The following is a 25,385-nucleotide window of genomic DNA, read 5'->3' on the forward strand; positions in this document are numbered from 1 at the left end:
GCGCTCAGTCCGGCGCCGCTTCGCGCCCGGCAGCCACCCACTCGCGCACGGCCTCGACGAACAGCCGCAGCGCCGCCGGCGGATGCCGGTTCGCCGGATAGTAGAGGCACAGCGCGCCGAAATCCTGGCCCCATTCCGGCAAGACCTGCACGAGCCGCCCGGCGGCGACGTGATCGGCCACGCGCGACGCCGTCACCCACGCGATGCCGATACCGGCCAGCGCGGCCTCGATCATCAGCCCCTGGTTGCCGAGCGTCATCGGCCCGTCGACATCCACGCTGACGCGCTTGCCCTTGCGGATCAGATCCCATCGATAGAGCGCGCCGCTTTCGAACCGGTAGCGGATGCATCGGTGCTGCACGAGATCCTGCGGACGCGCCGGCGGTGCGTGCCGCGACAGGTAGTCGGGCGACGCCACCGCGATGAAGCGGATCGTGTCGCCGAATTTCACGGCGATCATGTCGCGCGGCACGTCTTCGTGTACCCGGATGCCGGCGTCGAAGCCGTGCTCGACGATGTCGATCAGCCGCGAATCGGTGACGAACTCGACGTGGATGTCCGGATAGCGGGCGACGAATGCGGGCAGCACATGCCGGATCAGCGGGCGCGCAGCCGCTTCCGACGCGCTGATCCGGATCTGGCCGGACGGGCGGTTGCGGGCGGTGGCCGCGTCGTTCAATGCATCTTCGAGATCGGCCACCGCGGGCCGCACGCGCAGCAGCAACTGCTCGCCGGCCTCCGTCAGCGCGACGGAGCGCGTCGTGCGGTTGAAGAGGCGCACGCCGAGCCGCGCTTCGAGATGGCGCACCGCATGGCTCAGCGCCGACGGCGACACGCCCAGGATGCGCGCCGCGCCGCTGAAGCTGCGCTGCTCCGCGATCGTGATGAAGGTCGTCAGTTCGCCGATGCCGGTGCGGAGCATTTATGAATTTTCCTCAGTAACGCATGAAAGGGTACGCCGATTGTTGAGCAGTATCCATCAACCTACACTGGCTTCCTCGGCATCCCGTCGATCCTTTTCATCTTCAGCAGGAGAACGTCATGCAAAAGCGCATGCTGGGTAAGAGCGGCCTCGAAGTCTCGTCAATCGGGCTCGGCTGCATGGGATTGAGTTACGGCTACGGCCCCGCCACCGACAAGGCGAGCTGCATCGCACTGATCCGCGCCGCGTTCGAGCGCGGCGTGACGTTCTTCGACACGGCGGAAGCGTATGGCCCGTTCGTCAACGAGGAACTGGTCGGCGAGGCGGTCGCGCCGTTTCGCGACCAGGTCGTGATCGCCACCAAGTTCGGTTTCGAGGACGGCCAGCCGATGAAGGGCGTCGACAGCCGGCCGTCGCATATTCGCGATGTGGCCGATGCGGCGCTGAAGCGGCTGAAGGTCGATCGCATCGACCTGTTCTACCAGCATCGCGTCGATCCGAACGTGCCGATCGAGGACGTGGCCGGCACGGTCAAGGACCTGATCCAAGAAGGCAAGGTCGCGCACTTCGGGCTGTCGGAAGCCGGTGAGCAGACGATTCGCCGCGCGCACGCGGTGCAGCCGGTCGCCGCGCTGCAAAGCGAGTATTCGCTGTGGTGGCGCGAGCCGGAGGCGCGGATCCTGCCGACGCTCGAGGAGCTCGGGATCGGCTTCGTGCCGTTCAGCCCGCTCGGTAAAGGTTTCCTGACCGGCGCGATCGATGCGAACACGACGTTCGCGGAGAACGATTTCCGCAATGTCGTGCCGCGCTTCTCGGAGGAGAACCGCAAGGCGAACGCGGGCCTCGTCGACCTGCTCGGCCGGATCGCGACCGACAAGGGCGCGACGCGTGCGCAGATCGCGCTGGCCTGGCTGCTGGCCCGCCAGCCGTGGATCGTGCCGATCCCGGGCACGACGAAGCTGCACCGGCTCGACGAGAACGTGGGCGCGGCCGCCGTCGTGCTGACGGCCGACGATCTCGCCGCGATCGAAGCCGCGCTGCAGCAGATCAGGATCGTCGGCGAACGCTATCCGGCGCACTTCCAGCAGCGTATCGATCGCTGATCGGGCATCCGGCGGACGATCTGGCACGAATTGATCAGCGGAATCAGGGACAATCTTCACGTCGTCTTAAGTTTGTGTTTCCTAGAATCGATTTGAACGTCGCTCTTCCTGCGACGGACCGATTCGTCCAGGAGGATGCGCATGCCAAAGCCCCGTGTCGCCGTAGCCCTGTTCAACGAAGCCATCGGCGCGTCGCGGCCGACAGCGCAACCGCTCAAGGGCTGCCCATGATGTGGCCGAACGCGTGGCGTGTCTCGGCACTGTTCGTGCGCGAGTGGGTTGGCCGTCCGGCCTCGGTGGGCGCGTTGTGCCCGAGTTCGCGGCAACTGGCGCGCGAGATGGCCGACGCGGTGCCGGACGGCGACGGGCTGGTCGTCGAGCTCGGCGGCGGCACCGGTGCGATCACCGCGGCCTTGCTCGAACGCGGCGTCGCGCCACGGCGCCTCGTCGTGGTCGAGCGTTCGCCGGCGTTCGTCCAGCATCTGCGGCGGCGCTTTCCGGGCATCTCGATCGTGTCGGGCGACGCGCGGCAGCTCGAGCGGCTGCTGCCGCCCGATGCGCGCGTCGACGCGATCGTGTCGTGCCTGCCGTTGCGCACGCTGCCGCGTCAGGACGTGACGGCGATCATCGATCAGTGCCATCGCGTGCTGTCGGCCGATGGCGTGATGATTCAGTTCACGTACGACCTGCGGCCGCCCGGCCGTCATCCGTTGGGCGATTCGGCATTTGTTGCCAGTGGCAGCCGGATCGTCTGGGCAAACATTCCGCCTGCGCGCATCGTGACCGTGCGCAACGTCACAGCCGAACACGCGGAATGATGCCGCCGCATGCGGGGCGCCCGACCGTGGCGCCTCGCCGTCTCCTTTCATAAATCCTTCGAATCCTTCCAATTAGCATTCATATTGCCGTCACATCAGGTTCCTACCATCGCCTTTCATTTCGAAAGCATCAATGGCGGGGGGAACCGGCAACATGAATCGAATCAAACTGGCGGCGCTGCTGTGTGCGGGCGCCTTTGCACTGGCCGGATGCGGCAGCGACGACGACCCGACCAGCACGGCGCCCGGCCCCACGACGCCGCTGGCCGCGCGCAACGTGATCTTTTTCCTCGGCGACGGCATGGGGATCACGACGATGACGGCCGCGCGCATCTATGCGGTCGGTGAAGACGGCGCGCTGACGATCGACACGCTGCCCGAATCCGCGTTCGTGAAGACCTACTCCAACGATGCGCAGGTGACGGACAGCGCACCGTCGATGTCGGCATACATGACTGGCGTCAAGACCAACAACGAAGTGATCTCGATGTCGCCCGACACGAAGGCGATCGAGCCGACCGCGAGCCTCACCGGCAACTGCGGCGCGAACAACGGCAAATCGGCGACGACGCTGCTCGAGATCGCGAAGGCACAGGGGCTGGCCACCGGTGTCGTGACGACCACGCGCGTCACGCATGCGACGCCGGCCGCGACGTACGCGCACGTGTGCCATCGCGACGCCGAGAACGACATCGCCGCGCAGCTCGTGCCGGGCGGCGCGGGCTACAACGGCGCGCTGGGCAACGGCGTCGACGTCGTGCTCGGCGGCGGCACGCAATTCTTCGTGCCGAAGGATGGTGGCGGCAAGCGCACCGACGGCCGCAACCTGGTCAACGAGCTGAAGGCGAAGGGCTATGCGTTCGCGCAGAACCGCGACGACCTGCTGGCCGCCGATGCGACGAAGAGCGGCAAGCTGGTCGGCCTGTTCTCGTCGAGCCATATGAGCTACGACCTCGACCGCGGCGCGACCAAGGAGCCGAGCCTCAGCGACATGGCGACGCGCGCGCTCGACGTGCTGCAGCAGAACCCGAACGGCTATTTCCTGATGGTCGAGGGCGGCCGGATCGACCACGCGCTGCACGACACCAATGCGAAGCGCGCGCTGCAGGACACGGTGGCGTTCGACAACGCGATCAAGGCCACGATCGACAAGGTGCGCAAGACCGATCCCGACCTGAAGAACACGCTGATCGTCGTCACCGCAGACCACGACCACACGCTGGTGCTGAACGGCTATGCGGCGCGCACCGGCAAGACCGAGGCAGGCAAGCCCGGCGTGCTGGGCGTGCTGCGCAACTACCAGACGGGGACGGTCGCGAAGGACGCGGACGGCGCGCCGTACACGATCATCGGCTTCGGCAACGGCGAGAACCGCGTGCAGGGCAGCCGCGCGGGCACCGCGCTCACCGATGCGGTGACCGGCGCCGACGACTATCGCCAGGAGGCGGTCGTGCGGATGGACAAGGGCAACGAGACGCACGGCGGCACCGATGTGTTCCTCGGTGCGATCGGCCGCGGCGCGGATGCGTTCCACGGCGTGATCGAGAACAACAAGGTCTTCGAGCTGGTGCGCAACGCGGTGCAGCTGTGAGCGCCGACCATACGGGTACAGGGGAATACAGGATGTCGACCATCAAGTGCATCGCGGCGGCGCTGGCCGTCGCGGGTTTCGCGTGCGGCGCGGCGCAAGCCGCCGGCCAGGCGAAGAACGTGATTTTCTTTCTCGGCGACGGCATGGGGCCGACGACCGTGACGGCGAGCCGGATCTACAAGGTCGGTGAGTCGGGGCAGTTGACGATGGAGAAGCTGGCCCGCACCGCGCGTGTCAAGACCTTCTCGAACGACGCGCAGACGACCGACAGCGCGCCATCGATGGCCGCGTACATGACCGGCGTGAAGATGAACAACGAAGTGCTGTCGATGTCGTCCGACACGCGCGCGGTCGCGCCGGGCAACGACGCCAACGGCAACAAGACCGTCAACAACTGCGCGCCGGGCAACGGCCAGCCGGTCGCGACGCTGCTGGAACTGGCGAAGGCGCGCGGCAAGGCGGTCGGCTCGATCACGACGACCGAACTCACGCACGCGACGCCGGCCGCGACCTATTCGCACATCTGCCATCGCGATGCGCAGTACGACATCGCCGCGCAGGCGGCGCCGGGCGGCGCGGGCTACAACGCGGCACTCGGCGACGGCGTCGACGTGCTGATGGGCGGCGGCCGCAACCACTGGACGCCGTTCGATCCGGTGGCCAACAAGCGCGGGCGCGCGGACGGGCGCAACCTGCTCAACGAGATGAAGGCGAAGGGCTACACCGTCGTCGCGACCAGGGATCAGCTCGCGCAGGCCGGCAACGGCAAGCTGATCGGCCTGTTCAGTTCGACGAGCCATCTCGAATACGAACTCGACCGCGTGGCCGGCAAGGGCGAAGGGCCGTCGCAGCCGAGCTTGGCCGAGATGACGTCGAAGGCGATCGACGTGCTGTCGAAGAATTCGAACGGCTACTTCCTGATGGTCGAGGGCGGCCGGATCGATCACGCGCTGCACGGCACCAACGCGAAGCGCGCGCTCGAAGACACGGTGGCATTCGACGAAGCGATCCGCGTCGCGCTGTCGAAGGTCGACCTGTCGAACACGCTGATCGTCGTGACGGCCGACCACGACCACACGATGACGATCAACGGCTATTCGAAGCGCGGCAACCCGATTCTCGACATCAGCCGCAACTATCGCGACGGCCAGCCGAGCAAGGACGCCGACGGCAACACCTACACGACGCTGGTGTTCGGCAACGGCGCGAACCGGCCGAACGTGCGCGCGTCGGTCGATTCGGCCACGGCGACGAACGAGGCGTATCTGCAGGAAGTCGGCGTGCGGATGGGCAGCGCGGGCTCGGAGACGCACGGCGGCGGCGACGTGATGCTGTTCGCCGACGGCGCGGACGCGAAGGCGTTCAAGGGCACGATCGACAACACGAAGGTGTTCGGTCTCGTGCGCTCGGCGTTCGGTTTCTGAGTCCGTTGATCTCATGAGGAACGGGAACGCCCGATGAAACGTCAGCTTCTCTGTGCGCTCGCTTGCGGGTGGGTTGCGCTACCGGCCCTTGCGGCGGCCGATTTCGACGCCGTGCTGCTGCACGAGAGCCGCACGGTGTCGGCCGACGGCGTGACGCGCACGACGCTGTATCGCGAACGGATGGTGCGGCGCGACGGGCACGTGTGGGTCGAACGCGTGCTGCCCGTCGCGGCCGCAGGCGGTCACGGCGACGATCACGACCATGACCACGACGCGGGCGGGGCACGCGAGACGCCGCCGCGCGCCGGCGTGCAGCCGGCCGCCGCCCATGCCGGCCACAAGCACTTCAACTTCCAGGCGGCCGCGCGACACGTGACGAATGACGGCAAGACGACGCGCATCGAGTATGTGGACGCGACGAACCGGACGGTCGTCAGCGTGCCGCCGGCCGAGTACGAAACCACGGGCTTCGACGGCTCGTGGGACAACGCGTACTACGTCACGCCGCCGTCGCAGTTGAAGCGGCTCGCGGTGGCGAAGCGCGGCGACGCGCCCGGCACCCGCTGGTACGAGCAGGCGGTCGATACGCCCGGCGCGCGCGGCGTGAACCGGATCCTGTGGAGCGAGAAGTGGCAGGCGCCGCTGTCGGTCGAGTACCGGAGCGCCGACGGCCGCGTCGCGCGCAAGCTGACGCTCACGCCGACGCCGGCCGCGCGGCGCGAGACGTTGCCGTGGCAGACGCTCGCCCGCTATACGCGCAAGGAATACGCGGATTATCTCGACTGATCGACGATTTCGACCCTCTGTACGCGGGGCTTGCGGTCAGGCCGGCCGGTATCGTCAAGCGATACGGCCGGGCCCTGGCCGATTTTTTCTTTCTTCTCGTGGCGCCGCAGCGATCGCCGATGCGGACTAGAAGCGTGCGCCGTCCGGCACGCGCGCTGAAGGCCGCGACGCGACCCGCTTGATGAAGCGGTCGAGCGGTGTCGCATAGCCGCGCCCGATCGCCGCGCTCAGCGCCACCGACAACGCCAGATACGCCATCAGCAACAGCAGCTTCGTGTCGCCATGCGTGGCCGACGGCGGCCAGAACGTGCGCAATCCGCCGAGCACGATCAGGTGGAACAGGTACAGCTCGTAGCTCAGCTTGCCGGCCCGGCACAACGGCGCGAGCAGGCGGCCCGGCACGCGCTCGCCGTTGACGTGTGCGCCGATCAGCAGCACAGCCGTGCCGAGCGCCATCGCGGTGACGCCGGCGACGTGGCTGGCAGCGATCGGCCAGGCCAGATAAAGCACGGCCATCGCCGCCGCGACGGGCCACTGCACGAGCGGCGTGGCCAGCCGCTGCCAGTTTGCGCGTTCGGCCAGCAGCGCGGTACAGCAGCCTATCGCGATCCCGTCGAACGACGCGAAGTACGCATAGAGGAACCCGCCTTCGTCGCCGGCGTGCGTGAAGCGGTACACGGGCCCGATCGCGGCGATGACCACCCAGAACGCGACCAGCCGCGCATCGCGGCGCAACGCGACGCACAGCAGCGGGAACGACAGGTAGAAGACCTCTTCGACCGACAGCGACCACAGCACGCCGAGCGCGTAGTTGACCCACCCGCAGGCACCGATCAGCACGTTCATCCAGAACGTCAGCGACGCGAGATTCACGAGCCAGAACGACACGGCGATGCCCTCCGGCGCATGGTTCTGGAAGATCGGCACGCCGGCCGCCGCGAGGCCGTTGACGAGTGCGAGCAGCAGGAGCAGGCACGGGACGATGCGCGCGACGCGCGACACGTAGAACGCGCGTACGTCGACCGCGCCGAGGTGGCCCCAGCGGCGCCGCGCATTCGACGTGATCAGGTAGCCGGAGATCACGAAGAACATCGTCACGCCATAGTTGCCGTTGCGCGCCACCGCATGCACCGCATCCCAGCCGACCAGGCGTGCGAGCGACGTGTCGCGCAGCGAGTAGGGGATGTTGAAGTGATGCAGCAGGACCAGCACGATCGACACGCCGCGCAGCAGGTCGATCCGCGCGTTGCGCGGGCCCGCGCTCATTGCGGTCTGCCCGTTTCGGCGAGGGCGGGCAGCGTCGCCAGGAACGTATCGCGTGCGCGCAGGCCGGCGTTCGGCGTCTGCCGCTTGTCGTCCTGGATCAGATACGCGAACACGAGCGTGCGCGGCCCCTTGGCCGCCCAGCCGACGAACCAGCCATACGCGTGCGACGCATCGTACTTGCGCCCCGGCGCCCCGGTGCCCGTCTTGCCGTGCACGATCCAGCCGTCGGGCTGCGTGTCGATCAACGTGATGCGCTCGGTCATGTCGTACGCGTGCGCGCTGACGGGCAGCGTCCGGTTCGCGATCTTGCGCATGAAGCCGACCTGTTCGAGCGGCGAGATGCGCAGCGACGCGTTGACCCATGCACCCATGACGCCGTTCAGTTCGCCCGCCTGACTGGTCGCGTCCGCGTTGCCGTAGCCGAATGCGTTCGTGTACTGCTGGAAGCGCGCCTGCCCGAGCGCCTGCGTGACCTGCTGCGAGTACCAGAAGATCGACAGCTTCATCCAGCGTGCCGGATCGGTCGGCTCGCGCCACGGTGCGCCGCCCCAGTCGGGGTAGCCGGTGTGGAAATCGAGCGTCGGTGTGTGCTCGTCTTTCAACACGCCCGCATCGAAGCCCATCAGGCTGATCGCCACCTTGAACGTCGATGCCGGCGTCACGCGCGTCGCGCAGTCGCCTTGCTGCACGAGCACCTGCCCGGTGGCGGCGTCGGCGACGACGGTGCAGATCGGACGGGCATGGGAAGCGGCAGCGGCCAGAAGGCCGGCGGCGAAGGTGAACAGCGCGCGACGCCAGTGTTTCAAGTGACACTCCTCGGGGATGTGCGACTTGCGCGCGGTGCGGGCGGAAGGCGGCAGGCCGTGCGCAATGAAGGCGACGGCCGGCATCGAGGATCGGGTGGATGGCGTCCGTTGCGGAGGCCCACAGTGTATCGACGGATGGCCGTCCGTTGACCTGTCACGGTTGACGGGGCAATTGCACGGCCGTTACCGGTTTCGGCCGCATCGACCGGCCACGCACGGCCGCGCCCATGAAAAAGCCCGCCGGCAGGCTGGCGCTTGCGGGCGGGCAAAGACACCTCGGGCCGACCCGCACGGCAGGGCGATGCCGATGTCGCTCATTCCTGCTTCGTCACGTCGACTCGGTGCCGGCTGCCGCAGTCCATTCGGCAGGCGAGCGACCCATGAAGAACTGGTTTCGCCACGTCGCAATGCCAAGATTGACCGAGCGGACGCTCATCACGTTGACGAGAGCCTGATTTCGCAGCCAAGGCGATGCGGAAAGCGCTGCGTGCGCGACAGCGGTCGCCCCGGCCTTGTTCAGCAGGGTCGGCGTGCTCGCGAGCACGGTGATGGTGGCGATCGCCTTCTGCGTCTGGCCCGCCGGGCCGCCCACCCGCATGGTGCCGATCCAGACGCCGCTCTGGATCACGCCCGGAACGGTGGACGTTGCACGCTGGATCTGACGGATATCGGCCATGCGATCGTCATCGATCAACCGCGTTGCCGCAAAACGACTGCCGGCGAACATCAGCAGGCCAAGGACGGCCAGGATCGCCCAGTGCTTCCGGCCGACCGGAGCGGCATTCTCGACGGGGGCCGCGACGTGCACGACCCGGCTGGCGGTGAGCAGATCATGTACGGACTGGCGGCTCGGCCGGTTGAAAACGAACAGATACAGCAATGCCAGGCACCAGAAGAACACGACCGCGCCGTTCGCGGTGGCGAGCCATTCCATGTCCGGATCGTGAAGCGCGGGCAGGTCGATAAAGCCGATGCCGCCGAGTATCAGCGGAACGGCGATCAGCGCGTACCGTGCCCAGGCGCGAACGTACCCGGGACCGGACCCGTCAGGGGCGGCGCTATCGGCAACACGGATCTTCATCACCCGCTTGCCGAGCGACTGGTGCCGATTTCCACCCTCGAGCAGGCCAAAGTAAAGGGAGCCGATCAGGAAGCCGATCAGTCTTCCCCATTCGCCAATCGTCGAAAGGGCATCGAAGAACGGGATTGCGATTGCCAGCCCGATCAGTCCGAGCAGGATCGAATCGATCGAAAAGGCGGCGGTGCGTCGCCAGAAGCCGGCGGCGCCGTGTGATTGTTGGTCTTCATTGCGCTCCATTGCCGTCGCCCCCGATGCGTTATGTTCGTCGAGCCGTTTGGGCTCTTTGCGGCGCGTGGCCGCAGGATTGCCTATGCCGACATCGATCCGATCGTGACAGGCAGATCATATCGACCGGCTTGACGCAAAATTGCAAACTATTGTGAGCAGTGCGCAAGCGCGAACGGGCTTCATGCCGGCTGCGACTGGTCGACGCTCGACCCGAACGCGGCGAGGCGTGCGCTGCCGGACGGGCAGCGCACGCGCTGCGCGCGTATCGGCCGGGCGAGGGATCGAGACGGGCCCCAGCGGGCATGAAAGGCTGGCAACGATTGTCGGGGATTTTCGTGAGGCCGTCGAACGCGTGTGCCCGGTTCGACGCGGTAGCCGCTGACGCGCACGCGCGCCGCAAATTGGCGAGGAACCATGAAAAAGCCCGCCGGCAGGCTGGCGCTTGCGGGCGGGCAAAGACACCTCGGGCCGACCGGCGCGGGTGTCGCGTGAAGAACGGAGAACCGGGTGGCGTCAGAACTTGTGGCGCAGCGCGAGGCGCACGGCCACCTGGTTCGACGTCGACGACGGCGCATCGGTACCGGGGATGAACGCGTTGTCGAGGATCGAGTTCGTCTTGTCGCCGGCGATGTGCTGGTAAGCGGCCTGCACGTACACGTCGGTGCGCTTCGACAGGTTGTAGTCGGCCATCAGCCCGGCCGAATGGATCTTCGGCTTCGCATTGCCGGTCGATGCGTCGTACTTCTCGAGCGACAGCACGTATTGCGCGCCGACCATGAACGCCGGCGTGATCTGGTACGAACCGTTCAGCTCGAAGTTCTGGTACTTGATCGCGCTGACCGTCGCGCCCGGTGCGATGATCGCGCCCGGGTTGCCGAGGTAGCCGTTGCCGGTCGGGTTCTTGTAGTTCGAGTTCGTGTACGCGAAGCCGACCGTCGCGGGCCCGAACGTGTAGTTGATGCCCGCGCCGAACACGCGCATGCGCTCGGCGATGTAGCTCGCGTCGTTCGCGGTGATCGCGCCGGCCGAGCCGTCGCCCGGGCGGTTCGCCTGCAGGTACGCGGCGCCGATCAGCAGGCCGTTGTTCTGGTACTGCGCGCCGAAGCTGTACGCGCGGTTGTCCGAGAAGTTCGTGCTGTTGCTGAAGCTGTATGCGCCGCCGAACTGGAAGCCGCCGAAGTTCGGGCTCGCGTACTTCACCGTGTTGTCGAGGCGGAACGAGTTGTCGGTGTTGTCGTTGTCGAACGGGTGCGCGAGCAGGTAGCCGCCCCAGTTGCCGTTGGCCGTGGTCGGCGCGAGATAGTCGACCACGGAGTCGTACTGGCGGCCGAACGTCAGCGTGCCGTACTGCGTCTGGCTCAGGCCGACGTACGCCTGGCGGCCGAACATGCGGCCGCCCTGGTTGAGCCGGCCGGTGTTCACGTCGAAGCCGTTTTCGAGCTGGAAGATCGCCTTCATGCCGCCGCCCAGATCCTCGCTGCCCTTCAGGCCCCAGCGGCTGCCCTGCGCGTAGCCGCTCGCCATCTCGTAGACGTGTCCGGTGCCGACGTTGTTCGTGTAGTTCAGGCCTTCGTCGATCACGCCGTACAGCGTGACGCTGCTTTGCGCGAACACGGGGGCTGCGAAGGTTGCCGTTACGGCGAGCGCCGTCAGGGTCTTTTTCATTGAGAGATCTCCGGGATATCCAGCTTGTATCGATTGTCGTGAGCGCGTCCGGCGAGGCGCACCCCGTCATCCGGGGCGACCCGGCGCAGCGCGCGGCGCCGGATCGCGCAAGGCGCGGCGGCGCGGCAACCGGCGGCGTCGGGTCGTGTCTCCTCCGATGACTCCGCGCATTCTTCCCAAGCCGAAAAGGAACCGAAAGCGAGTAATTTCGATGATTGCAATCGGGTTCGCCAATGGGGTCGCGACAGGCCGTTTCGACAGCCGAAACGGGGTGCGTTGCACCACGGTTCAGGGCCGCTCGCGCAACGGTCAAACGAGCGCGCGATACTGCCCGCGCAGCGCCGTGAGTGGGCGGGTGGAACAGGCTGAGAAGCCCGTCCGGCGGGCTTGCAGGGGTGTCCGGAGATCGATTGGCGCTGCCGATTGCAATGATCGGAATTACTCGTTTCCCTAAACATATTGGCGGCTGAAACATGCAGGCTGACCGGACGTGGCGGGATTCACGATGCGCCGGTCGCCGCGCATGCCGCGACGCACAAACAACAGATTCGATTTGGAGACGACCCACCATGCAGATTCGACGACTGAAAACGGTCCTTCTCGCCGCCGCGGCGATCCTGTCCGCGCCCGCGGCCCACGCGGCCGGCGGCGCGTGCACCGACGGCAAGACGGTCCATTTCGCGGGCATCACGTGGGAGAGCGGGTCGTTCGCGACCGAGGTGCTGCGTCAGATCATGGAGAAGGGCTACGGCTGCAAGACGGACGTCGTGCCGGGCAGCACGGCCGCCACCGAGACGGCGCTCGCGCGCAACGACCTGCAGATCTGGGCCGAGCAGTGGACGGGCCGCAGCGAGATCACCGCGAAGGCCGTCTCGTCGGGCGCCGTGAAGCTGATCGGCGACACGCTGCCGGGGGGCACGACGGAAGGCTGGTTCGTGCCCGACTACGTGGTGAAGGGCGATCCGGCGCGCAACATCAAGCCGGTCGCGCCGGGGCTCGTGTCGGTCGACGATCTGCCGAAGTACAAGCAGGTGTTCGCCGACGAGGAGGAACCGGACAAGGGCCGTTTCCTGAACTGCCCGACGGGCTGGGACTGCGAGCGCGTGAACACGCGCCTGCTGCGCGTGCTGAAGCTCGACCAGTCGTACACGAACTTCCACCCGGGCACCGGTGCGGCGCTCGACGCGGCGATCGCGTCCGCGTACCAGCGCGGCGCGCCGATCGTGTTCTATTACTGGGGCCCGGCCGCGCTGATGGCGAAATACAAGTTCACCGCGCTGAAGATGCCGGCCTATAACGAAGCATGCTGGAAGACGTTGCGCGACGAGAGCAGCACGCACCAGTGCGCGTCGTCGTACATGGTGTCGCGGCTGACGGTCGGCGTGTCGAAGCCGTTCGCCGATGCGAATCCCGATCTCGTCGGCGTCTTCGGCAAGGTGCGTTTCCCGATGGACTTCCTGAACCAGACGATCCTCGAGATGACGACGAAGAAGATCGACGGCGCGGCGATGGCCACGCAGTTCCTGAAGACCCGCCAGGACATGTGGAAGCAGTGGGTGCCGGCCGACGTCGCGCAGAAGATCGCCGGCAGCCTGAAGGGCGCGTAACCTGCGCGCGGCGGCGGGCCCGCGCCCGCCGCCGCCGTCACGCGCCTTCGCGGCGCGACGGAGAACCAACATGAACGGCTTCTTTCTGCACCTGTCGATCGCCGACTGGGTCAACAGCGCGCTCGAGACGTTCGTCGCGCAATACGGCGACGGCTTCCATCACTTCAGCGTACTGGTGCTGCGCTACCTGCTCGTGCCCCTCGAAGGCGCGCTGCGCGTGGCGCCGCCGTGGCTCGTGCTGCTGGTCGTCGGTGCGATCGCGTGGAATGCGACGCGCCGCCTCGGCCTCGGCGTGCTCTTCATGCTGCTGCTGTACGCGATCGGCTGCTTCGGCCTGTGGGACAAGCTGATGCAGACGCTCGCGCTGATGCTCGTCTCGACGGTGCTGTCGGTCGCGATCGGCGTGCCGGTCGGCATCCTCGCGTCGCGCAGCGCCTGGCTGCGCCGGATGCTGCTGCCGGTGCTCGACGTGATGCAGACGCTGCCGAGCTTCGTGTACCTGATCCCGGTGCTGATGCTGTTCGGGCTCGGCAAGGTGCCCGCGATCCTCGCGACGATCATCTATGCGCTGCCGCCGCTGATCCGCCTGACCGATCTCGGCATTCGCCAGGTCGATCCGGACGTGACGGAAGCGGCGCGCGCGTTCGGCACGACGCGCTGGCAATTGCTGGTCAACGTGCAGTTGCCGCTGGCGCGGCCGAGCATCATGGCCGGCATCAACCAGACGACGATGATGGCGCTGTCGATGGTCGTGATCGCGTCGATGATCGGCTCGCGCGGGCTCGGCGAGGACGTGCTCGCGGGCATCCAGACGCTCGACGTCGGCAAGGGCACGCAGGCCGGCCTCGCGATCGTGATTCTCGCGATCGTGATCGACCGGATCAGCCAGGGCTTCGGCCAGGAGCGGCGCGCCCGGCGGCGGCTCGCGCAGCAGCGCCGGCAGAAGGGCGCATCGCGCGTGCCGTACCGGCTGCCGCGCAAGGCGCAGTCGGCGGGCGTCGATTCGAATCAGGCGACGCAGTCGTCGCGTGCATAGGAACGGAGACAGACATGGCGACCATCGACGTCAAACACGTGTACAAGCTGTTCGGGCCGCCCGCCGCGCATGCGCGCGTGCTCGACCTGCTGCGCTCGGGCAAGCGCAAGGCCGACGTGCTGGCCGAAACGGGCTGCAACGTCGGGCTCAACGACGTGAGCCTCGGCATCGAGTCGGGCGAAATCTTCGTGATCATGGGGCTGTCGGGTTCCGGGAAATCGACGCTCGTGCGGCACTTCAACCGGCTGATCGAGCCGACGGCCGGCGAGATCGTGATCGACGGCAGCGACGTGATCAAGCTCGACGCGCACGGGCTGCGCGAGCTGCGCCGCTTCAAGGTCAGCATGGTGTTCCAGAACTTCGGGCTGCTGCCGCATCAGACCGTGCTCGACAACGCCGCGTATGCGCTGCGCACGCGCGGCGAGAAGCGGCACGACGCGGCCGAGGCCGCGCGCAACTGGCTGACGAAGGTCGGGCTCGACGGTTACGGCGATCACTATCCGGACGAGCTGTCGGGCGGGATGCGGCAGCGCGTCGGGCTGGCGCGTGCGCTCGCGGCCGATACCGATGTGCTGCTGATGGACGAGGCGTTCTCCGCGCTCGATCCGCTGATCCGTACCGAAATGCAGGATCAGTTGCTCGAACTGCAGGCGACGCTGTCGAAGACGATCGTGTTCATCACGCACGATCTCGACGAAGCGCTGCGCATCGGCGACCGGATCGCGATCCTGCGCGACGGCACGCTCGTGCAGGTCGGCACGCCGGACGACATTCTGTCGCGGCCGGCGGATGATTATGTGAGAAGGTTCGTGGAGAAGCGGACGAGTGTGAATTAAGGCGGGACGCGAAACGAGAAAGGGTGGCACAGGGTGCCGCCCTGTTTCGTTCATGCGGGCCGGGCCGACGTCAGGCCCGTGCGCGTATCGAATTCATAGGCGCCCACGTAGTCGAGCGAAGCGTTTTCCGGCGTCGTGACGATGTTGGGCGAGTACACGCCGATTGCGCTGTCGGCGACGAGGTCGGCAGGAACGGCATGTACCCATGCCGATTCCCAGGAAACACCAAGCAGCAATTGCCGGACCGGAACGGGACTGCCGCGATGAATGGCCTCGATGCATCCCGGCTCGTAGTCGCGCAGTCCGACTTCCGTCATGAACGCGGACGGAATACCGTCGCCGTCCTCGGTGTACCGCTCGTCGATGAACGCGCGCATCTCCGCGAACGAGCGGAATCGGCCGCTGGAAACGAACAGGTGAACGGTAACGATCATCGGTGACCTCGTCGGGCGTGAGATGGCCGGCGGGGAGCGCCCGCGCAAGCGCACGATGATACGCGCGTGTGCGATGCCGGGCACCTCACTCAACGATCGTCTCGCCCCGCAACACATGCGCCGGAATCAGGTCAGTGCCTTGCTTCGAGACTGTCACTGCCGGCGCGTTGACGTTGCCTGACGGGATGTCGGGGACCACCGATGCATCGCCGGTCGGCGACCCCGGACCGGTGCGAAGCGGCATTACTGGCCGCTGCCTGCCACGGTCGACTCGACGACGGTCATGTCGAGATGTCGCACGCCATAAGGGCCGACCAGTTCGTTGACGCGAACGACGCCCGACACTGCGCCGTCGGGAAGGTCGAGGTCGCGATTGCAGACGAGCGCAGGCGAGCCGAGGCCGGGGTCGGCGAAGGTGATGCGATACCCGCAGCCTTTCGTCTGGTGGGCGCCCGGCGCGAACGCGGCGTCGAAGGACTGCGGCGAATGCGCGGTTGCCCTGACCAGCAGCAGGAGCGAGAGCTCGCCGGATATCATGCCGAGCCCGCAGGACATGAAAGCGGCGATCAGCAGATCCTTGATCGAGCTCTTCGTTCTGAGATCACGCGAGAAATACACCCCGAGCAGGGCAAAGGCGATGACCGTCGCGATGCGAATACGGTTTGCGCCGGGCCAGTCGCCGACCGTGCAGTGCCACGTCAGTGGCAGCGTAACGAACCCCACCAGCATCGGCACCAGGACCATGGCGGGGAAGGCAAGCGCGTGCCATCGCTTGATGTCTTTTTTCGGGGTTTGCCGGGTGGCCATCGGAGCTGGAGCTTGCCGCGTCTGATCGGAATGATCGCGCATTATGACCGACGGGCGGCGGTGACCCGGTGCGGCTACGGCTCGATCGACCCATACCGCGGATAGCGCCCGCTTCTGTAATTCTCAGGCATCCTGCATTTCTGGTAACTCTGCATCAGCCGGAACGCGGACTTCTCCCGGTCCGTCTCGTCGCCCTCCTGAAGCCAGAGCGCATGGCTTTTCTCCGCGAGCACGATGAGCAGGCGCCGTCTGGCGGCCGACAAGGCCGAACGATCCAGCAGGTCGCAGACCAGATTGGCCGTGACCACGCCGAACAGCTTGCGGTACTCGTGGCAGTCGTTCGACGCGAGCAGGTGCATCGCTTCGGCGACGGCCGTCTCTGCTTCCGCCACCGATCGCTGCAGCGTGATCGCGGGAAGCGCGAGCGCCGTGATGTAGAGGCGATCGTTGGCGTCGAACCGGTCGAGTGACGCCTTCACGTCCTCCAGTCGTTCGAGCACCGCATGCTGGCGATCGATACGTCGGAGCGATTCGGCCGGTGCGCCGTCGTGCGCGTCGATGAGTTGGTCGAGATAGCCCATTCCCGCTTGCCAGTCGCCGAGATGCTCACCGAACACGTGCGTCGCGAGCGCCGCCAGTTCGACGAGATCCTGCGCACCCATCGGGAACGCCAGCCGCTCGCGCAGTCGGGCCGCGACCGCTGTCGGCTGCTTCGTATGATCCTGCCAGTCCCGTAGCAGCGACTCGCGCAACTGTTCGTCGTCAACCTGCGTCGTCTCCATGCGTTCCTCCGTTCGGTTGCCCGAATGGTAGGAGCGAGGATGGCGTGTGTACAGTGCAGGTTTGGAAGATATATGATGCATCAGATGCAAATCTGCGGGGAGCGTGGCGTTGAACCGGATCGACCTGAACCTGCTGCTGGCGCTGAAAGCGCTGCTCGACGAGGAAAGCGTGTCCGGCGCGGCACGCAGTCTCGATCTGAGCCCGTCCGCGATGAGCCGGACCCTTGCCCGGGTCCAGGACGCGATCGGCGACAAGGTGCTGGTGCGCGCGGGAAAGGGCATGGTGGCGACCGAAACGGCGCGGCGGTTGAAGGAGCCGCTCGACCGGATCCTGCAGGATGTGGCGCTGCTGCTCGGCGCACAGCACCGGTCGATCGATGCGCAGCGCGTGTTCAACATCAGCGCGAACGACGGGTTCATCGATTCGTTCGCGGTACCGATCATCGCGCAGGCGCACGATGCATGGCCGTATGCAAGGCTGCGCTTCCTGCCGAAGCACGAGAAGACCGTGGCGCGCCTTCGCAGCGGGGAGGTCGATATCGAAATCGGCGTGGTCGGCGAGACGGGGCCGGAGATCATGATCCGCAAGCTGTTCGACGACCGCATGGTCGGCGTGCTGCGAAAGGGCCATCGGCTGGCGCGGCGCCGGATGACGCTCGATGCTTATCTTTCCGTGCCGCACATCAGCGTGTCGCGCAAGGGGCGCTTTCACGGGCCGATCGACGATGCGCTGAGCGAGCAGGGGCGCGAGCGCAACGTCATCGCGGTGGTGCCGAACTTCAAGTCAGGCATCGAGCTCGCCCAGCGCTCGGACTGGATCGCTCACGTGCCCGAGAAGCACACCGCCCAGGCTCGGCACGACGTCGTGACGTTCGACCTGCCGGTCGCGACCCCCGCGCTCGCGATCTCGATCATGTGGCATCCCCGCTTCGAGCGCGACGCGATGCATGCCGGGCTGCGGGACCTGATCGTAAACGTGTGCCGGCAGGTCGTGGACGGCACGAACCGCTGATGTATGGCGGTGGCGACCGTCGAACCCGCCGGCACCGCGTCACTGCACGACCGTTTCTCGTGGCTTCGATTGCACGCCTGCCGTCTCCGCCGTCAACGCGTCCGCCAGAATCAGATCCGCGCCTTTCTCCGCGACCATCATCGTCGGCGCGTTGATGTTGCCCGACGTGATGTTCGGGAACACCGACGCATCGACGATCCGCAGTGCCTGCAGCCCGTGCACGCGCAGCGATGCGTCGACCACCGACGTCGCCGCGTCCGGCCCCATCGCGCATGAGCCGCACAGGTGGTAGATCGAACCCGACTGCTCGCGGAAGTACTGCAGCATCGCTTCGTCGGAATCGACCTGCGGCCCCGGCGAGATTTCCTCGACGGTCATCGATTTCAGCGCGGGCGCACGCATCAGCGCACGGATGACCTTGCTGCCCTGCACGGCTTCGTCGAGATCCTTCTGCGTGGTCAGCGCGTTGATGTGGATCTTCGCGGCATCTTCCGCGCGGTTCGACGCGATCTCGATCGTGCCGCGGCTCGTCGGCCGGCACGGGTTGAACGCGATCAGGAAACCCGAATACGGCTCGGGCTTGATGCTCGCGCGATCGCTCTTCGGGATCCGGTACGACAGCGGGTTGAAGTACAGCTGGATGTTCGGTTCCTGCGCATCGGCCGTGCCGCGGAAGAAGCCGCCCGCCTGGTTCACGCTCATCGCGAGCGGGCCGCGCTTCGTCAGCAGGTAACGCAGCCCGATCTTCATCTTGCCGATGAGCGTACCCATCTCGTCGTTCAGCGTCGGACGGTTCGCCTTGAAGTAGAAGCTCACGCACAGGTGGTCCTGCAGGTTGCGGCCGACGGCCGGCAGCGCATGCACGAGCGGCACGCGCTGGCGCGCGAGCAGCGCCGGATCGCCGACGCCCGACAGCTGCAGCAGCTTCGGCGTATCGACCGCGCCGGCCGCGAGGATCACCTCGCGCGCGGCGACGAGCGTTTCGTCGCCGCGCTCGCCCGCGACCACCACGCCGGTCGCACGCGTGCCGTCGAAGGTCACGCGCCGCACGAGCACGCCCGAGCGCAGCGTGAGGTTCGCACGGCCGAGCGCGGGGCGCAGGTACGCGAAGCTGCTGGAGCAGCGTTCGCCGTGCTTCGTGTTCAGGTCGTAGATGCCCGCGCCTTCGAACTGCGCGCCGTTGAAGTCATCGGTGCGCGGCAGGTTCAGTTGCCCGCAACCCTTCAGGAACTCGTGGACGATCGGATGCACGTCGGCCTTCATCGACGTGATGTGGATCGGCCCGGTCGCGCCGTGATGCAGCGGATCGGTCGTGCCGGCCGCGTGCGTTTCGAGCTTGCGGAAGTACGGCAGCACGTCGTCGTACGCCCAGCCCGGATTGCCGGCGTTCGCCCAGTCGTCGTAGTCGCTGCGCTGGCCGCGCACGTAGACCATCGCGTTGATCGAGCCCGACCCGCCGACCACCTTGCCGCGCGGGCAATACAGCTTGCGGTCGGCGAGTTGCGCCTCGGGTTCGCTGTAGTACATCCAGTTGTAGCGGCGGTTGTAATAGGTCTTCGTGAAGCCGACCGGCACCTTGAACCAGAACGACGCGTCGCGCTCGCCGGCTTCGAGCAGCAGCACCGAGTGCCGGCCCGATTCGCTCAGGCGGTTCGCGAGGATGCAGCCGGCCGAGCCCGCGCCGACGATGATGTAGTCGTAGCTCATGTCTGTCCTTTGCGCTCAGCCCTTCGCGGGGGCGAGATCCTTCACGTCGACGGGGTGTTCGCCCATCTGCAGGTGCAGCCGCTCGCCGGTGTACGGCGTGTGGCGTTTCACGACGTCCATGTCGAGCTCGATGCCGAGGCCCGGCTCGTTCGACGGGATGATGTAGCCGTCTTCCCAGCGGATCGGCGTTTTAACGACTTCCGCATGGAAACCGCCCCACGTCATGATGCTTTCCTGGATCAGGAAGTTCGGCGTGCAGGTCGCGAGCTGGATGCTCGCGGCCGCGCCCACCGGCCCGTTGTACAGGTGCGGCGCGATCTGCGCGTAGTGCACTTCGGCGAGCGTCGCGATCTTCTTCGCTTCGAGCAGGCCGCCGACGCGCGCGACGTTCAGTTGCAGGATCGATGCGCCACCGGCCTGCAGCAGCTTGTGGAATTCGTACTTGGTCGTCAGGCGCTCGCCGGTCGCGATCGGAATCGACGTGTGCTGCGCGACGTGTGCGATCGCCTCTTCCTGGCCGGGGGGAACCGGCTCCTCGAACCACAGCGGGTCGTATTTCTCGAGCCGCTTCGCGAGCCGGATCGCCGACGACGGCACCATCTGCCCGTGCGTGCCGAACAGCAGGTCGGCCTTGCTGCCGACGGCTTCGCGCACGCGGCGGCAGAACAGTTCGCAGCGGTCGAGCACTTCGAGCGACAGCTGGTGGCCCGAGTAGGCCGTGTACGGGCCGGCCGGGTCGAACTTGACGGCGGTGAAGCCGAGCTTCACGTTCTCGGCCGCGCATTCGGCCGCGAGATCGGGATCGTCGTAGTCGTATTCGCCCTTCGCGTTCTTCGGATAGAGATACGTGTACGAGCGCAGCCGCTCGTGGATCTTGCCGCCGAGCAGCTCGTACACGGGCTTGCCGGCGGCCTTGCCGATGATGTCCCAGCACGCCATTTCGAGGCCGCTGACGACCCCCATCATCGTCAGGTCGGGCCGCTGCGTGAAGCCGCTCGAATACGCCTGGCGGAACAGCCGCTCGACGTGGTGCGGGTCGTGGTTCAGCAGATGGCGTTCGAACACGTCGTCGATGATTGGCGCCATCGCCTTCGGGCCGAAGGTCGCCGAGTAGATCTCGCCGACGCCTTCGATGCCGTCGTCGGTCTTCAGCTTCACGAAGATCCAGTACATCCCGCCGACATGCGGCGGCGGCACGGCGACGATATGGGTTTCGAGCGAAACGATCTTCATGCGGACTCCTGGATGCGGTTGAGGCGGAATTTGAGGAACGCAGCGGCGCCCGCGCCGCACAGCGCGATGGCCGCGATGTAGCCGAAATAGAGCTGGTAGCCGTGCGCGCCCGGGTAGGCCTGCGTCACGTAGCCGTTGATCAGCGGCACGAACACGTCGGGCGAATAGCCGAGCACCGAGATCAGGCCGATCGCGAGGCCCGCGCAATGGGTCGGCACCTTGCAGTCGTCGAGCAGCGACCAGTACAGGCCGCGGATCGCGTAGGTCAGGATGCCGATGAACAGCACGAGCACGACGAGCATCGCCTGCGGGCTGTGTGCAGGCGCTGCGATCAGCCCGACGAGCGACAGCGCGGCGAGCAACAGCGCCCAGAACAGCACGGACACCTTCGACACGCGATCGCCGAGGAAGCCGCCGCCGATGCCGCCGACCGGGCGCATCCACAGCTTGAGCGTCGTGATGAAGCCGGCCGCCGTCGCGCTGAGCCCGAAATTGCCTTCGTGCAGGTACGCGGAGAAGCTGTAGGTCGCCCAGAACACCTGGTAGCCGCAGAACACGATCGCCGCGACGAGCCACAGCTCGGGGATCGCCGCGAGCGTCTTCAGGTCGGCCAGCACGTTGCCTCGGCGGTCGCTACCGTGCCGGCGATCCTTGGCCGTCGTACGCTCGCCCGTGCTCGCCTGATCCTTCACCAGCGCGAGCAGCACACCGAGCGCGATGCAGAAGAACGCGTACAGGTGCACGACGAGCCGGAAGCCGGCCGCATCGGTACCGCCGTGTGCCCGCGTCACGTACGCGAACAGCGTGATCGCGATCGTCGCGAGCAGCGCCTCGACGAGCCCGCGGCCGCCGTCGAGCAGGCCGAAGAAGCGGCCCTGTTCGTCGGGGCCCGCGATCATGTTCACGCGCTTGATCACGGCGGCCCAGAACGTGAGGCCGGTGGTCAGCCCCCAGCCGCCGAAGATCAGCACGAGCGTGTCGAACGACGGTCCGGTCGCATAGACGAGCCCGAGCGCGCCGGTGGCCAGCAGCGAGAAGCAGATCAGCCAGCGCGGCGACAGGCGGTCGGCAAGCCAGCCGCTCGGCAGATAGCTGATGAGGAAGATCGTGCCGAGCGACGAATACAGGTAGCCGAGCTGCACGTCGTCGATGCGGAAGAACTGCAGCATCGTCGGCTGGTACACCTGCCGCAGATACAGCATCGGGTAGATCGCGCCCGCGGCGATCACGAGCAGCAGCAGTTGCAGGTAGCGTTGCGAGCGCGAGCTTTGCGACGCATGTGCGTCGTCTTGCAACGCGAGCGACGCGGCGTGCGTCGACGGTTGGGTCGGCATGATGTCTTCCTCCATCAGACTTCCGTCATGCGGAGGTCTGCAGATTTTTTATGTGTTCGGTCGGATCAGGGGCGGCGCGCGCGGTGTGGTGTTCTGGTGCGCGCGCCGGAAACGGGGCGTCGGCGTGGCGGCGTCAGTACTTCATGACGACGAGGCGCGTCTGCGTGAATTCGAGCATGCCGTGCTTGCCGTCGTCGCCGCCGAGGCCCGAGCGCTTCCAGCCGGCGTGGAAGCCCTGGTACGGGTCGGCCGGCGTGCGGTTCACGTACAGCTCGCCGGCTTCGATCGCGTTCGCGACGGTCATCGCGGTGCGGTAGTGCTCGGTGTAGAGCACCGACGACAGGCCGAACTGGTGGTCGTTCGCCTGCGCGATCGCTTCGTCGATCGTCGTGTAGCGCAGCACGGGCATGACCGGGCCGAAGGTTTCCTCCTGCACGATCTCCATGTCCTGCCGGCAGTTCGTCAGCAGCGTGGTCGGGTAGAAGAAGCCGGGGCCGGCGGGAATCGCGCCACCGGTTTCGAGCGTCGCGCCGGCCGCGACTGCGCGTTCGACCATTCCGTGGATGTGCGCGCGTGCCGATGCGCTGACGAGCGGGCCCATCCGCGTCGCGTCTTCCGCACGGTCGCCGCTGCGCACGGCCGCCATCTTCTCCTTCAGCAGCGCGACGAAGCGGTCGTGCACGCTGTCGTGCACGTACACGCGCTCGATCGCCGTGCAGAGCTGGCCGCAGTGCGTCGTCTTCGACGCGACGAGTGCCGCGGCCGCGCGTTCGAGGTCGGCATCGGGTTCGATGATCGCGGGCGTCTTGCCGCCGAGTTCGAGCGACGGCTTCGCGATGTTCGCCTTGCAGTAGTCGAGTACCTTGCGGCCTGCGTTGACGCTGCCCGTCAGCGTGATCATCCCGACTGCCGGATGCGTGCACAGCGCTTCGGCCGTCGCGTGGTCCATCGTCAGGATGTTGATGACGCCCGGCGGGAAGCCGGCATCGTCGGCCGCCTTCGCGATCTCGAAGGCGGATACCGGCGTGTGATTGCTCGGCCGCACGACCACGGTGTTGCCGGCGATCAGCGCGGGCGCGACCTTGCGAAGCAGCGTGTAGACGGGATAGTTGAACGGAATCAGGCACGCGACGACGCCGATCGGCTCGCGCTGCAGGAACAGGTTCTCGTCGGGCGTGTCGCTCGGGATGATCTCGCCCTCGATCCGGCGTGCCCACTCCGCGTGGTAGCGCGTGATCTGGCCCGCGTAGACGGCTTCGTTCGATGCGTCCTCGACGCTCTTGCCGGATTCCTGCGCGAGCGCCGCGCCGATCTCGGGCGCGCGTGCGGTCAGCGCGTCGGCGAAGCGGTGCAGGTACGCGGCGCGCTCGGCGCTCGGCAGCTTGCGCCATGCCTTCTGCGCGGCGGCTGCGGCGTCGACGGCGGCGAGCGCGTCGGCCGGCGTCGCGGCCGGCACGCGCGCGAACGGCGCTTCGGTGGCGGGATTGTGGACGACGATGAACGTGTCGCTTTCCGGGGCGACGAAACGGCCGTTCACGTAGTTGCGTTCGGTGCGCATGAAGTGACTCCTCCGATGAATGCAGGCGGATCGCTTCGAGTGGCGACACGCGCGGCACGGGACAGAGGCCATTCTGTTCATGCGTTTAGCGCACGACAAACGACTTATTTTCGTGCCGGGCATGAGAAAAACGCACGTTACTCGGGGAGTCGGTCGGAGTCGCCCGTCCGGCAAGGCTGCCGTGGCGCGGGCCTTGGGCGGGGCAGCCGGTGGCCGGGACGGATTTTCAGACGGGGCCGGATGCGGACGGGTGTGGAAGCCGGTAAGGTGTCGCCCGCGATGGGTGGTCGAGGGCGATCGGGGCAGATCGCGGCTAGGCCAGCGGCACTTGCGGCAGCGGCGACGACGGTTCGAGATGGCGCTTCGCGAGCCAGACTTCCTGCTGCAGCCAGTCGCGGAACTGGACGATGTGCGGCAGGTTCGTCTGCTCGGGCCGGGTGACGAACCAGTACGACTGGTGGCCGTCGACGTGCACGTTGAGCACCTGCATCAACTGCCCGGTTGCGAGTTCGCGCGCGACCATGTGGCGGTCGGCGATCGTGATTCCGAGGCCGTCGATCGCCGCGCGGATCGCATGGTCGAGCAGGTCGAATTCGTAGCCGCCGCGTGTGTCGACGTCGGCGATGCCGGCGGCCTTCAGCCAGTGCTGCCAGGTCAGGTAGCGCTGGTCGTCGGTGGCGAGCACGTGCAGCAGCGTGAAGCGGTTCAGGTCGATCGGCGCGCCGTCCTGCCGCAGCCGCGCATACAGCGCGGGCGCGCAGACGGCGATATGCTGCTCCTGCATCAGCAGTGCGTTGTCGAAGCCGTCCCATTCGCCGTCGCCGAACCGGATCGCGCAGTCGAGCACGCGCGATTCGCCGAGGCTGTCGTGAGTGCGGGTCGTGAGGCTCAGCTCGAATTCGGGATGCGCGTCGCGCAGCCGGCCGAGGCGCGGCATCAGCCAGCGCGCGGCGAAGGTGGGCGGCACGTTCGCGCGCAGGCGGTTCAGGTGGGTTTTTTCCTGCAGGCTGCGCACGGTCAGCTCGATCTTGTCGAACGATTGCTGCAGCGCGCGCAGCAGCACGCGGCCGGCCGCCGTCAGTTCGAGCTGGTGATGGCGGCGCTCGAGCAGGGTTTCGCCGAGCTGGCCCTCGAGCTGGCGAACCTGGCGGCTCACCGCGCTCTGCGTCACGTTGAGCAGTTCGGCCGCGCGCGTGAAGCTGCCGGTGCGGCCGGCCATCTCGAAGGCTTTCAGCGCATTCAGCGCCGGCATCTTGCGTCTCACGGGGCGGTGTCGTGTTTGGTGCGGGATGCTTATTGTAGGCGGGTGGCGCGGGCGCGGGGACGATGAATGGAGACGGCGGGTGTGC

The 25,385-nt window shown here is 66.9% G+C and carries 22 protein-coding genes; 9 read left to right on the plus strand and 13 right to left on the minus strand.

Translation table 11 applies throughout. The features are described 5' to 3' along the window. Window positions 1-4: 4 nt before the first annotated feature. A complete protein-coding gene (locus tag G3N61_RS06715; RefSeq protein WP_205821912.1) occupies window positions 5-922 on the minus strand; it encodes a LysR family transcriptional regulator in 918 nt (305 codons plus the stop codon). 119 nt (window positions 923-1,041) lie between these two features. On the opposite strand from G3N61_RS06715, the gene G3N61_RS06720 reads away from it, so the two are divergent. The 5 genes from G3N61_RS06720 to G3N61_RS06740 all read left to right on the plus strand — a co-directional run bounded on the left by G3N61_RS06720 (window position 1,042) and on the right by G3N61_RS06740 (window position 6,644). Then, window positions 1,042-2,025, plus strand: coding sequence for an aldo/keto reductase (locus G3N61_RS06720; protein ID WP_205821913.1), 984 nt, complete (start codon window positions 1,042-1,044; stop codon window positions 2,023-2,025). 227 nt (window positions 2,026-2,252) lie between these two features. After that, window positions 2,253-2,843: a methyltransferase domain-containing protein gene (locus G3N61_RS06725; protein ID WP_043178798.1), complete on the plus strand. Its 591-nt coding sequence runs from the start codon at window positions 2,253-2,255 to the stop codon at window positions 2,841-2,843. A 154-nt stretch (window positions 2,844-2,997) separates the two neighbouring features. After that, on the plus strand, window positions 2,998-4,434 hold the full coding sequence (locus tag G3N61_RS06730) for an alkaline phosphatase (protein WP_205821914.1): 1,437 nt from the start codon (window positions 2,998-3,000) through the stop codon (window positions 4,432-4,434). Window positions 4,435-4,466: 32 nt separating this feature from the next. Then, window positions 4,467-5,858, plus strand: coding sequence for an alkaline phosphatase (locus tag G3N61_RS06735; RefSeq protein WP_043178797.1), 1,392 nt, complete (start codon window positions 4,467-4,469; stop codon window positions 5,856-5,858). 33 nt (window positions 5,859-5,891) lie between these two features. Further along, on the plus strand, window positions 5,892-6,644 hold the full coding sequence (locus G3N61_RS06740; RefSeq protein WP_205821915.1) for a hypothetical protein: 753 nt from the start codon (window positions 5,892-5,894) through the stop codon (window positions 6,642-6,644). Between the two features lie 126 nt (window positions 6,645-6,770). Here the strand turns inward: G3N61_RS06740 and G3N61_RS06745 are convergent, their stop codons facing one another. From G3N61_RS06745 to G3N61_RS06760, 4 genes are all read right to left on the minus strand, one after another. Then, window positions 6,771-7,910 carry an acyltransferase gene (locus G3N61_RS06745; RefSeq protein ID WP_205821916.1) on the minus strand — a complete coding sequence of 380 codons (1,140 nt, stop codon included), beginning with the start codon at window positions 7,908-7,910 and terminating at the stop codon, window positions 6,771-6,773. Continuing rightward, window positions 7,907-8,716, minus strand: a complete 810-nt coding sequence (gene blaOXA, locus G3N61_RS06750) for an OXA-1043 family class D beta-lactamase (RefSeq protein WP_205821917.1) — start codon at window positions 8,714-8,716, stop codon at window positions 7,907-7,909. The genes G3N61_RS06745 and blaOXA overlap by 4 nt, the downstream gene beginning before the upstream one ends. Window positions 8,717-9,044: 328 nt before the next feature. Continuing rightward, a complete protein-coding gene (locus tag G3N61_RS06755) occupies window positions 9,045-10,034 on the minus strand; it encodes an RDD family protein (protein ID WP_205821918.1) in 990 nt (329 codons plus the stop codon). A 504-nt stretch (window positions 10,035-10,538) separates the two neighbouring features. Then, window positions 10,539-11,690 (minus strand): porin, encoded by a 1,152-nt coding sequence (locus G3N61_RS06760; protein WP_043178791.1) that lies wholly within the window; start codon window positions 11,688-11,690, stop codon window positions 10,539-10,541. 569 nt (window positions 11,691-12,259) lie between these two features. Here G3N61_RS06760 and G3N61_RS06765 point away from each other — a divergent pair. The 3 genes from G3N61_RS06765 (at window position 12,260) to G3N61_RS06775 (ending at window position 15,169) form a co-directional block, all read left to right on the plus strand. Then, entirely contained in the window at window positions 12,260-13,297 is a 1,038-nt protein-coding gene (locus tag G3N61_RS06765; RefSeq protein ID WP_069250603.1) for an ABC transporter substrate-binding protein, read from the plus strand. Window positions 13,298-13,367: 70 nt separating this feature from the next. Then, a complete protein-coding gene (locus tag G3N61_RS06770) occupies window positions 13,368-14,333 on the plus strand; it encodes a proline/glycine betaine ABC transporter permease (protein WP_043178788.1) in 966 nt (321 codons plus the stop codon). A 14-nt stretch (window positions 14,334-14,347) separates the two neighbouring features. Further along, complete coding sequence (locus G3N61_RS06775; RefSeq protein ID WP_051889691.1) at window positions 14,348-15,169, plus strand: betaine/proline/choline family ABC transporter ATP-binding protein; 822 nt, start codon at window positions 14,348-14,350, stop codon at window positions 15,167-15,169. A 50-nt stretch (window positions 15,170-15,219) separates the two neighbouring features. Here the strand turns inward: G3N61_RS06775 and G3N61_RS06780 are convergent, their stop codons facing one another. The 3 genes from G3N61_RS06780 to G3N61_RS06790 all read right to left on the minus strand — a co-directional run bounded on the left by G3N61_RS06780 (window position 15,220) and on the right by G3N61_RS06790 (window position 17,192). Next, complete coding sequence (locus G3N61_RS06780; RefSeq protein WP_346778555.1) at window positions 15,220-15,687, minus strand: immunity 22 family protein; 468 nt, start codon at window positions 15,685-15,687, stop codon at window positions 15,220-15,222. 159 nt (window positions 15,688-15,846) lie between these two features. After that, on the minus strand, window positions 15,847-16,410 hold the full coding sequence (locus G3N61_RS06785; protein ID WP_205821920.1) for a hypothetical protein: 564 nt from the start codon (window positions 16,408-16,410) through the stop codon (window positions 15,847-15,849). A gap of 74 nt (window positions 16,411-16,484) precedes the next feature. Continuing rightward, window positions 16,485-17,192 carry a hypothetical protein gene (locus tag G3N61_RS06790; RefSeq protein WP_205821921.1) on the minus strand — a complete coding sequence of 236 codons (708 nt, stop codon included), beginning with the start codon at window positions 17,190-17,192 and terminating at the stop codon, window positions 16,485-16,487. A gap of 109 nt (window positions 17,193-17,301) precedes the next feature. On the opposite strand from G3N61_RS06790, the gene G3N61_RS06795 reads away from it, so the two are divergent. Next, window positions 17,302-18,204, plus strand: coding sequence for a LysR family transcriptional regulator (locus tag G3N61_RS06795; RefSeq protein WP_205821922.1), 903 nt, complete (start codon window positions 17,302-17,304; stop codon window positions 18,202-18,204). 39 nt (window positions 18,205-18,243) lie between these two features. Here the strand turns inward: G3N61_RS06795 and G3N61_RS06800 are convergent, their stop codons facing one another. The 5 genes from G3N61_RS06800 to G3N61_RS06820 form a co-directional block, all read right to left on the minus strand. Next, a complete protein-coding gene (locus G3N61_RS06800) occupies window positions 18,244-19,911 on the minus strand; it encodes a GMC family oxidoreductase N-terminal domain-containing protein (protein WP_205821923.1) in 1,668 nt (555 codons plus the stop codon). Window positions 19,912-19,926: 15 nt separating this feature from the next. Next, window positions 19,927-21,144: a mandelate racemase/muconate lactonizing enzyme family protein gene (locus G3N61_RS06805; RefSeq protein WP_205821924.1), complete on the minus strand. Its 1,218-nt coding sequence runs from the start codon at window positions 21,142-21,144 to the stop codon at window positions 19,927-19,929. Further along, on the minus strand, window positions 21,141-22,478 hold the full coding sequence (locus tag G3N61_RS06810) for an MFS transporter (RefSeq protein ID WP_241017617.1): 1,338 nt from the start codon (window positions 22,476-22,478) through the stop codon (window positions 21,141-21,143). Before G3N61_RS06810 ends, G3N61_RS06805 begins: the two co-directional genes overlap by 4 nt. Window positions 22,479-22,611: 133 nt before the next feature. After that, window positions 22,612-24,036: an aldehyde dehydrogenase gene (aldA, locus tag G3N61_RS06815; protein WP_205821926.1), complete on the minus strand. Its 1,425-nt coding sequence runs from the start codon at window positions 24,034-24,036 to the stop codon at window positions 22,612-22,614. Between the two features lie 313 nt (window positions 24,037-24,349). Continuing rightward, entirely contained in the window at window positions 24,350-25,288 is a 939-nt protein-coding gene (locus tag G3N61_RS06820) for a LysR substrate-binding domain-containing protein (protein ID WP_124673652.1), read from the minus strand. Between the last annotated feature and the right edge of the window lie 97 nt (window positions 25,289-25,385).

Origin of the sequence: Burkholderia sp. Ac-20349, from assembly GCF_017104865.1 — a bacterium.
Lineage (GTDB): Bacteria > Pseudomonadota > Gammaproteobacteria > Burkholderiales > Burkholderiaceae > Burkholderia > Burkholderia aenigmatica.

What these genes read in the sequence shown, in the direction of transcription:
- G3N61_RS06820 (WP_124673652.1), bottom strand. Translation starts at nt 25,288, where the DNA reads ATGCCGGCGCTGAATGCGCTGAAAGCCTTCGAGATGGCCGGCCGCACC.
- G3N61_RS06800 (WP_205821923.1), bottom strand. Translation starts at nt 19,911, where the DNA reads ATGAGCTACGACTACATCATCGTCGGCGCGGGCTCGGCCGGCTGCATC.
- G3N61_RS06785 (WP_205821920.1), bottom strand. Translation starts at nt 16,410, where the DNA reads ATGGCCACCCGGCAAACCCCGAAAAAAGACATCAAGCGATGGCACGCG.
- G3N61_RS06805 (WP_205821924.1), bottom strand. Translation starts at nt 21,144, where the DNA reads ATGAAGATCGTTTCGCTCGAAACCCATATCGTCGCCGTGCCGCCGCCG.
- aldA (WP_205821926.1), bottom strand. Translation starts at nt 24,036, where the DNA reads ATGCGCACCGAACGCAACTACGTGAACGGCCGTTTCGTCGCCCCGGAA.
- G3N61_RS06735 (WP_043178797.1), top strand. Translation starts at nt 4,467, where the DNA reads ATGTCGACCATCAAGTGCATCGCGGCGGCGCTGGCCGTCGCGGGTTTC.
- G3N61_RS06720 (WP_205821913.1), top strand. Translation starts at nt 1,042, where the DNA reads ATGCAAAAGCGCATGCTGGGTAAGAGCGGCCTCGAAGTCTCGTCAATC.
- G3N61_RS06730 (WP_205821914.1), top strand. Translation starts at nt 2,998, where the DNA reads ATGAATCGAATCAAACTGGCGGCGCTGCTGTGTGCGGGCGCCTTTGCA.
- G3N61_RS06760 (WP_043178791.1), bottom strand. Translation starts at nt 11,690, where the DNA reads ATGAAAAAGACCCTGACGGCGCTCGCCGTAACGGCAACCTTCGCAGCC.
- G3N61_RS06790 (WP_205821921.1), bottom strand. Translation starts at nt 17,192, where the DNA reads ATGGAGACGACGCAGGTTGACGACGAACAGTTGCGCGAGTCGCTGCTA.
- G3N61_RS06740 (WP_205821915.1), top strand. Translation starts at nt 5,892, where the DNA reads ATGAAACGTCAGCTTCTCTGTGCGCTCGCTTGCGGGTGGGTTGCGCTA.
- G3N61_RS06765 (WP_069250603.1), top strand. Translation starts at nt 12,260, where the DNA reads ATGCAGATTCGACGACTGAAAACGGTCCTTCTCGCCGCCGCGGCGATC.
- G3N61_RS06715 (WP_205821912.1), bottom strand. Translation starts at nt 922, where the DNA reads ATGCTCCGCACCGGCATCGGCGAACTGACGACCTTCATCACGATCGCG.
- G3N61_RS06770 (WP_043178788.1), top strand. Translation starts at nt 13,368, where the DNA reads ATGAACGGCTTCTTTCTGCACCTGTCGATCGCCGACTGGGTCAACAGC.
- G3N61_RS06755 (WP_205821918.1), bottom strand. Translation starts at nt 10,034, where the DNA reads ATGGAGCGCAATGAAGACCAACAATCACACGGCGCCGCCGGCTTCTGG.
- G3N61_RS06725 (WP_043178798.1), top strand. Translation starts at nt 2,253, where the DNA reads ATGATGTGGCCGAACGCGTGGCGTGTCTCGGCACTGTTCGTGCGCGAG.
- G3N61_RS06745 (WP_205821916.1), bottom strand. Translation starts at nt 7,910, where the DNA reads ATGAGCGCGGGCCCGCGCAACGCGCGGATCGACCTGCTGCGCGGCGTG.
- G3N61_RS06810 (WP_241017617.1), bottom strand. Translation starts at nt 22,478, where the DNA reads ATGCCGACCCAACCGTCGACGCACGCCGCGTCGCTCGCGTTGCAAGAC.
- G3N61_RS06775 (WP_051889691.1), top strand. Translation starts at nt 14,348, where the DNA reads ATGGCGACCATCGACGTCAAACACGTGTACAAGCTGTTCGGGCCGCCC.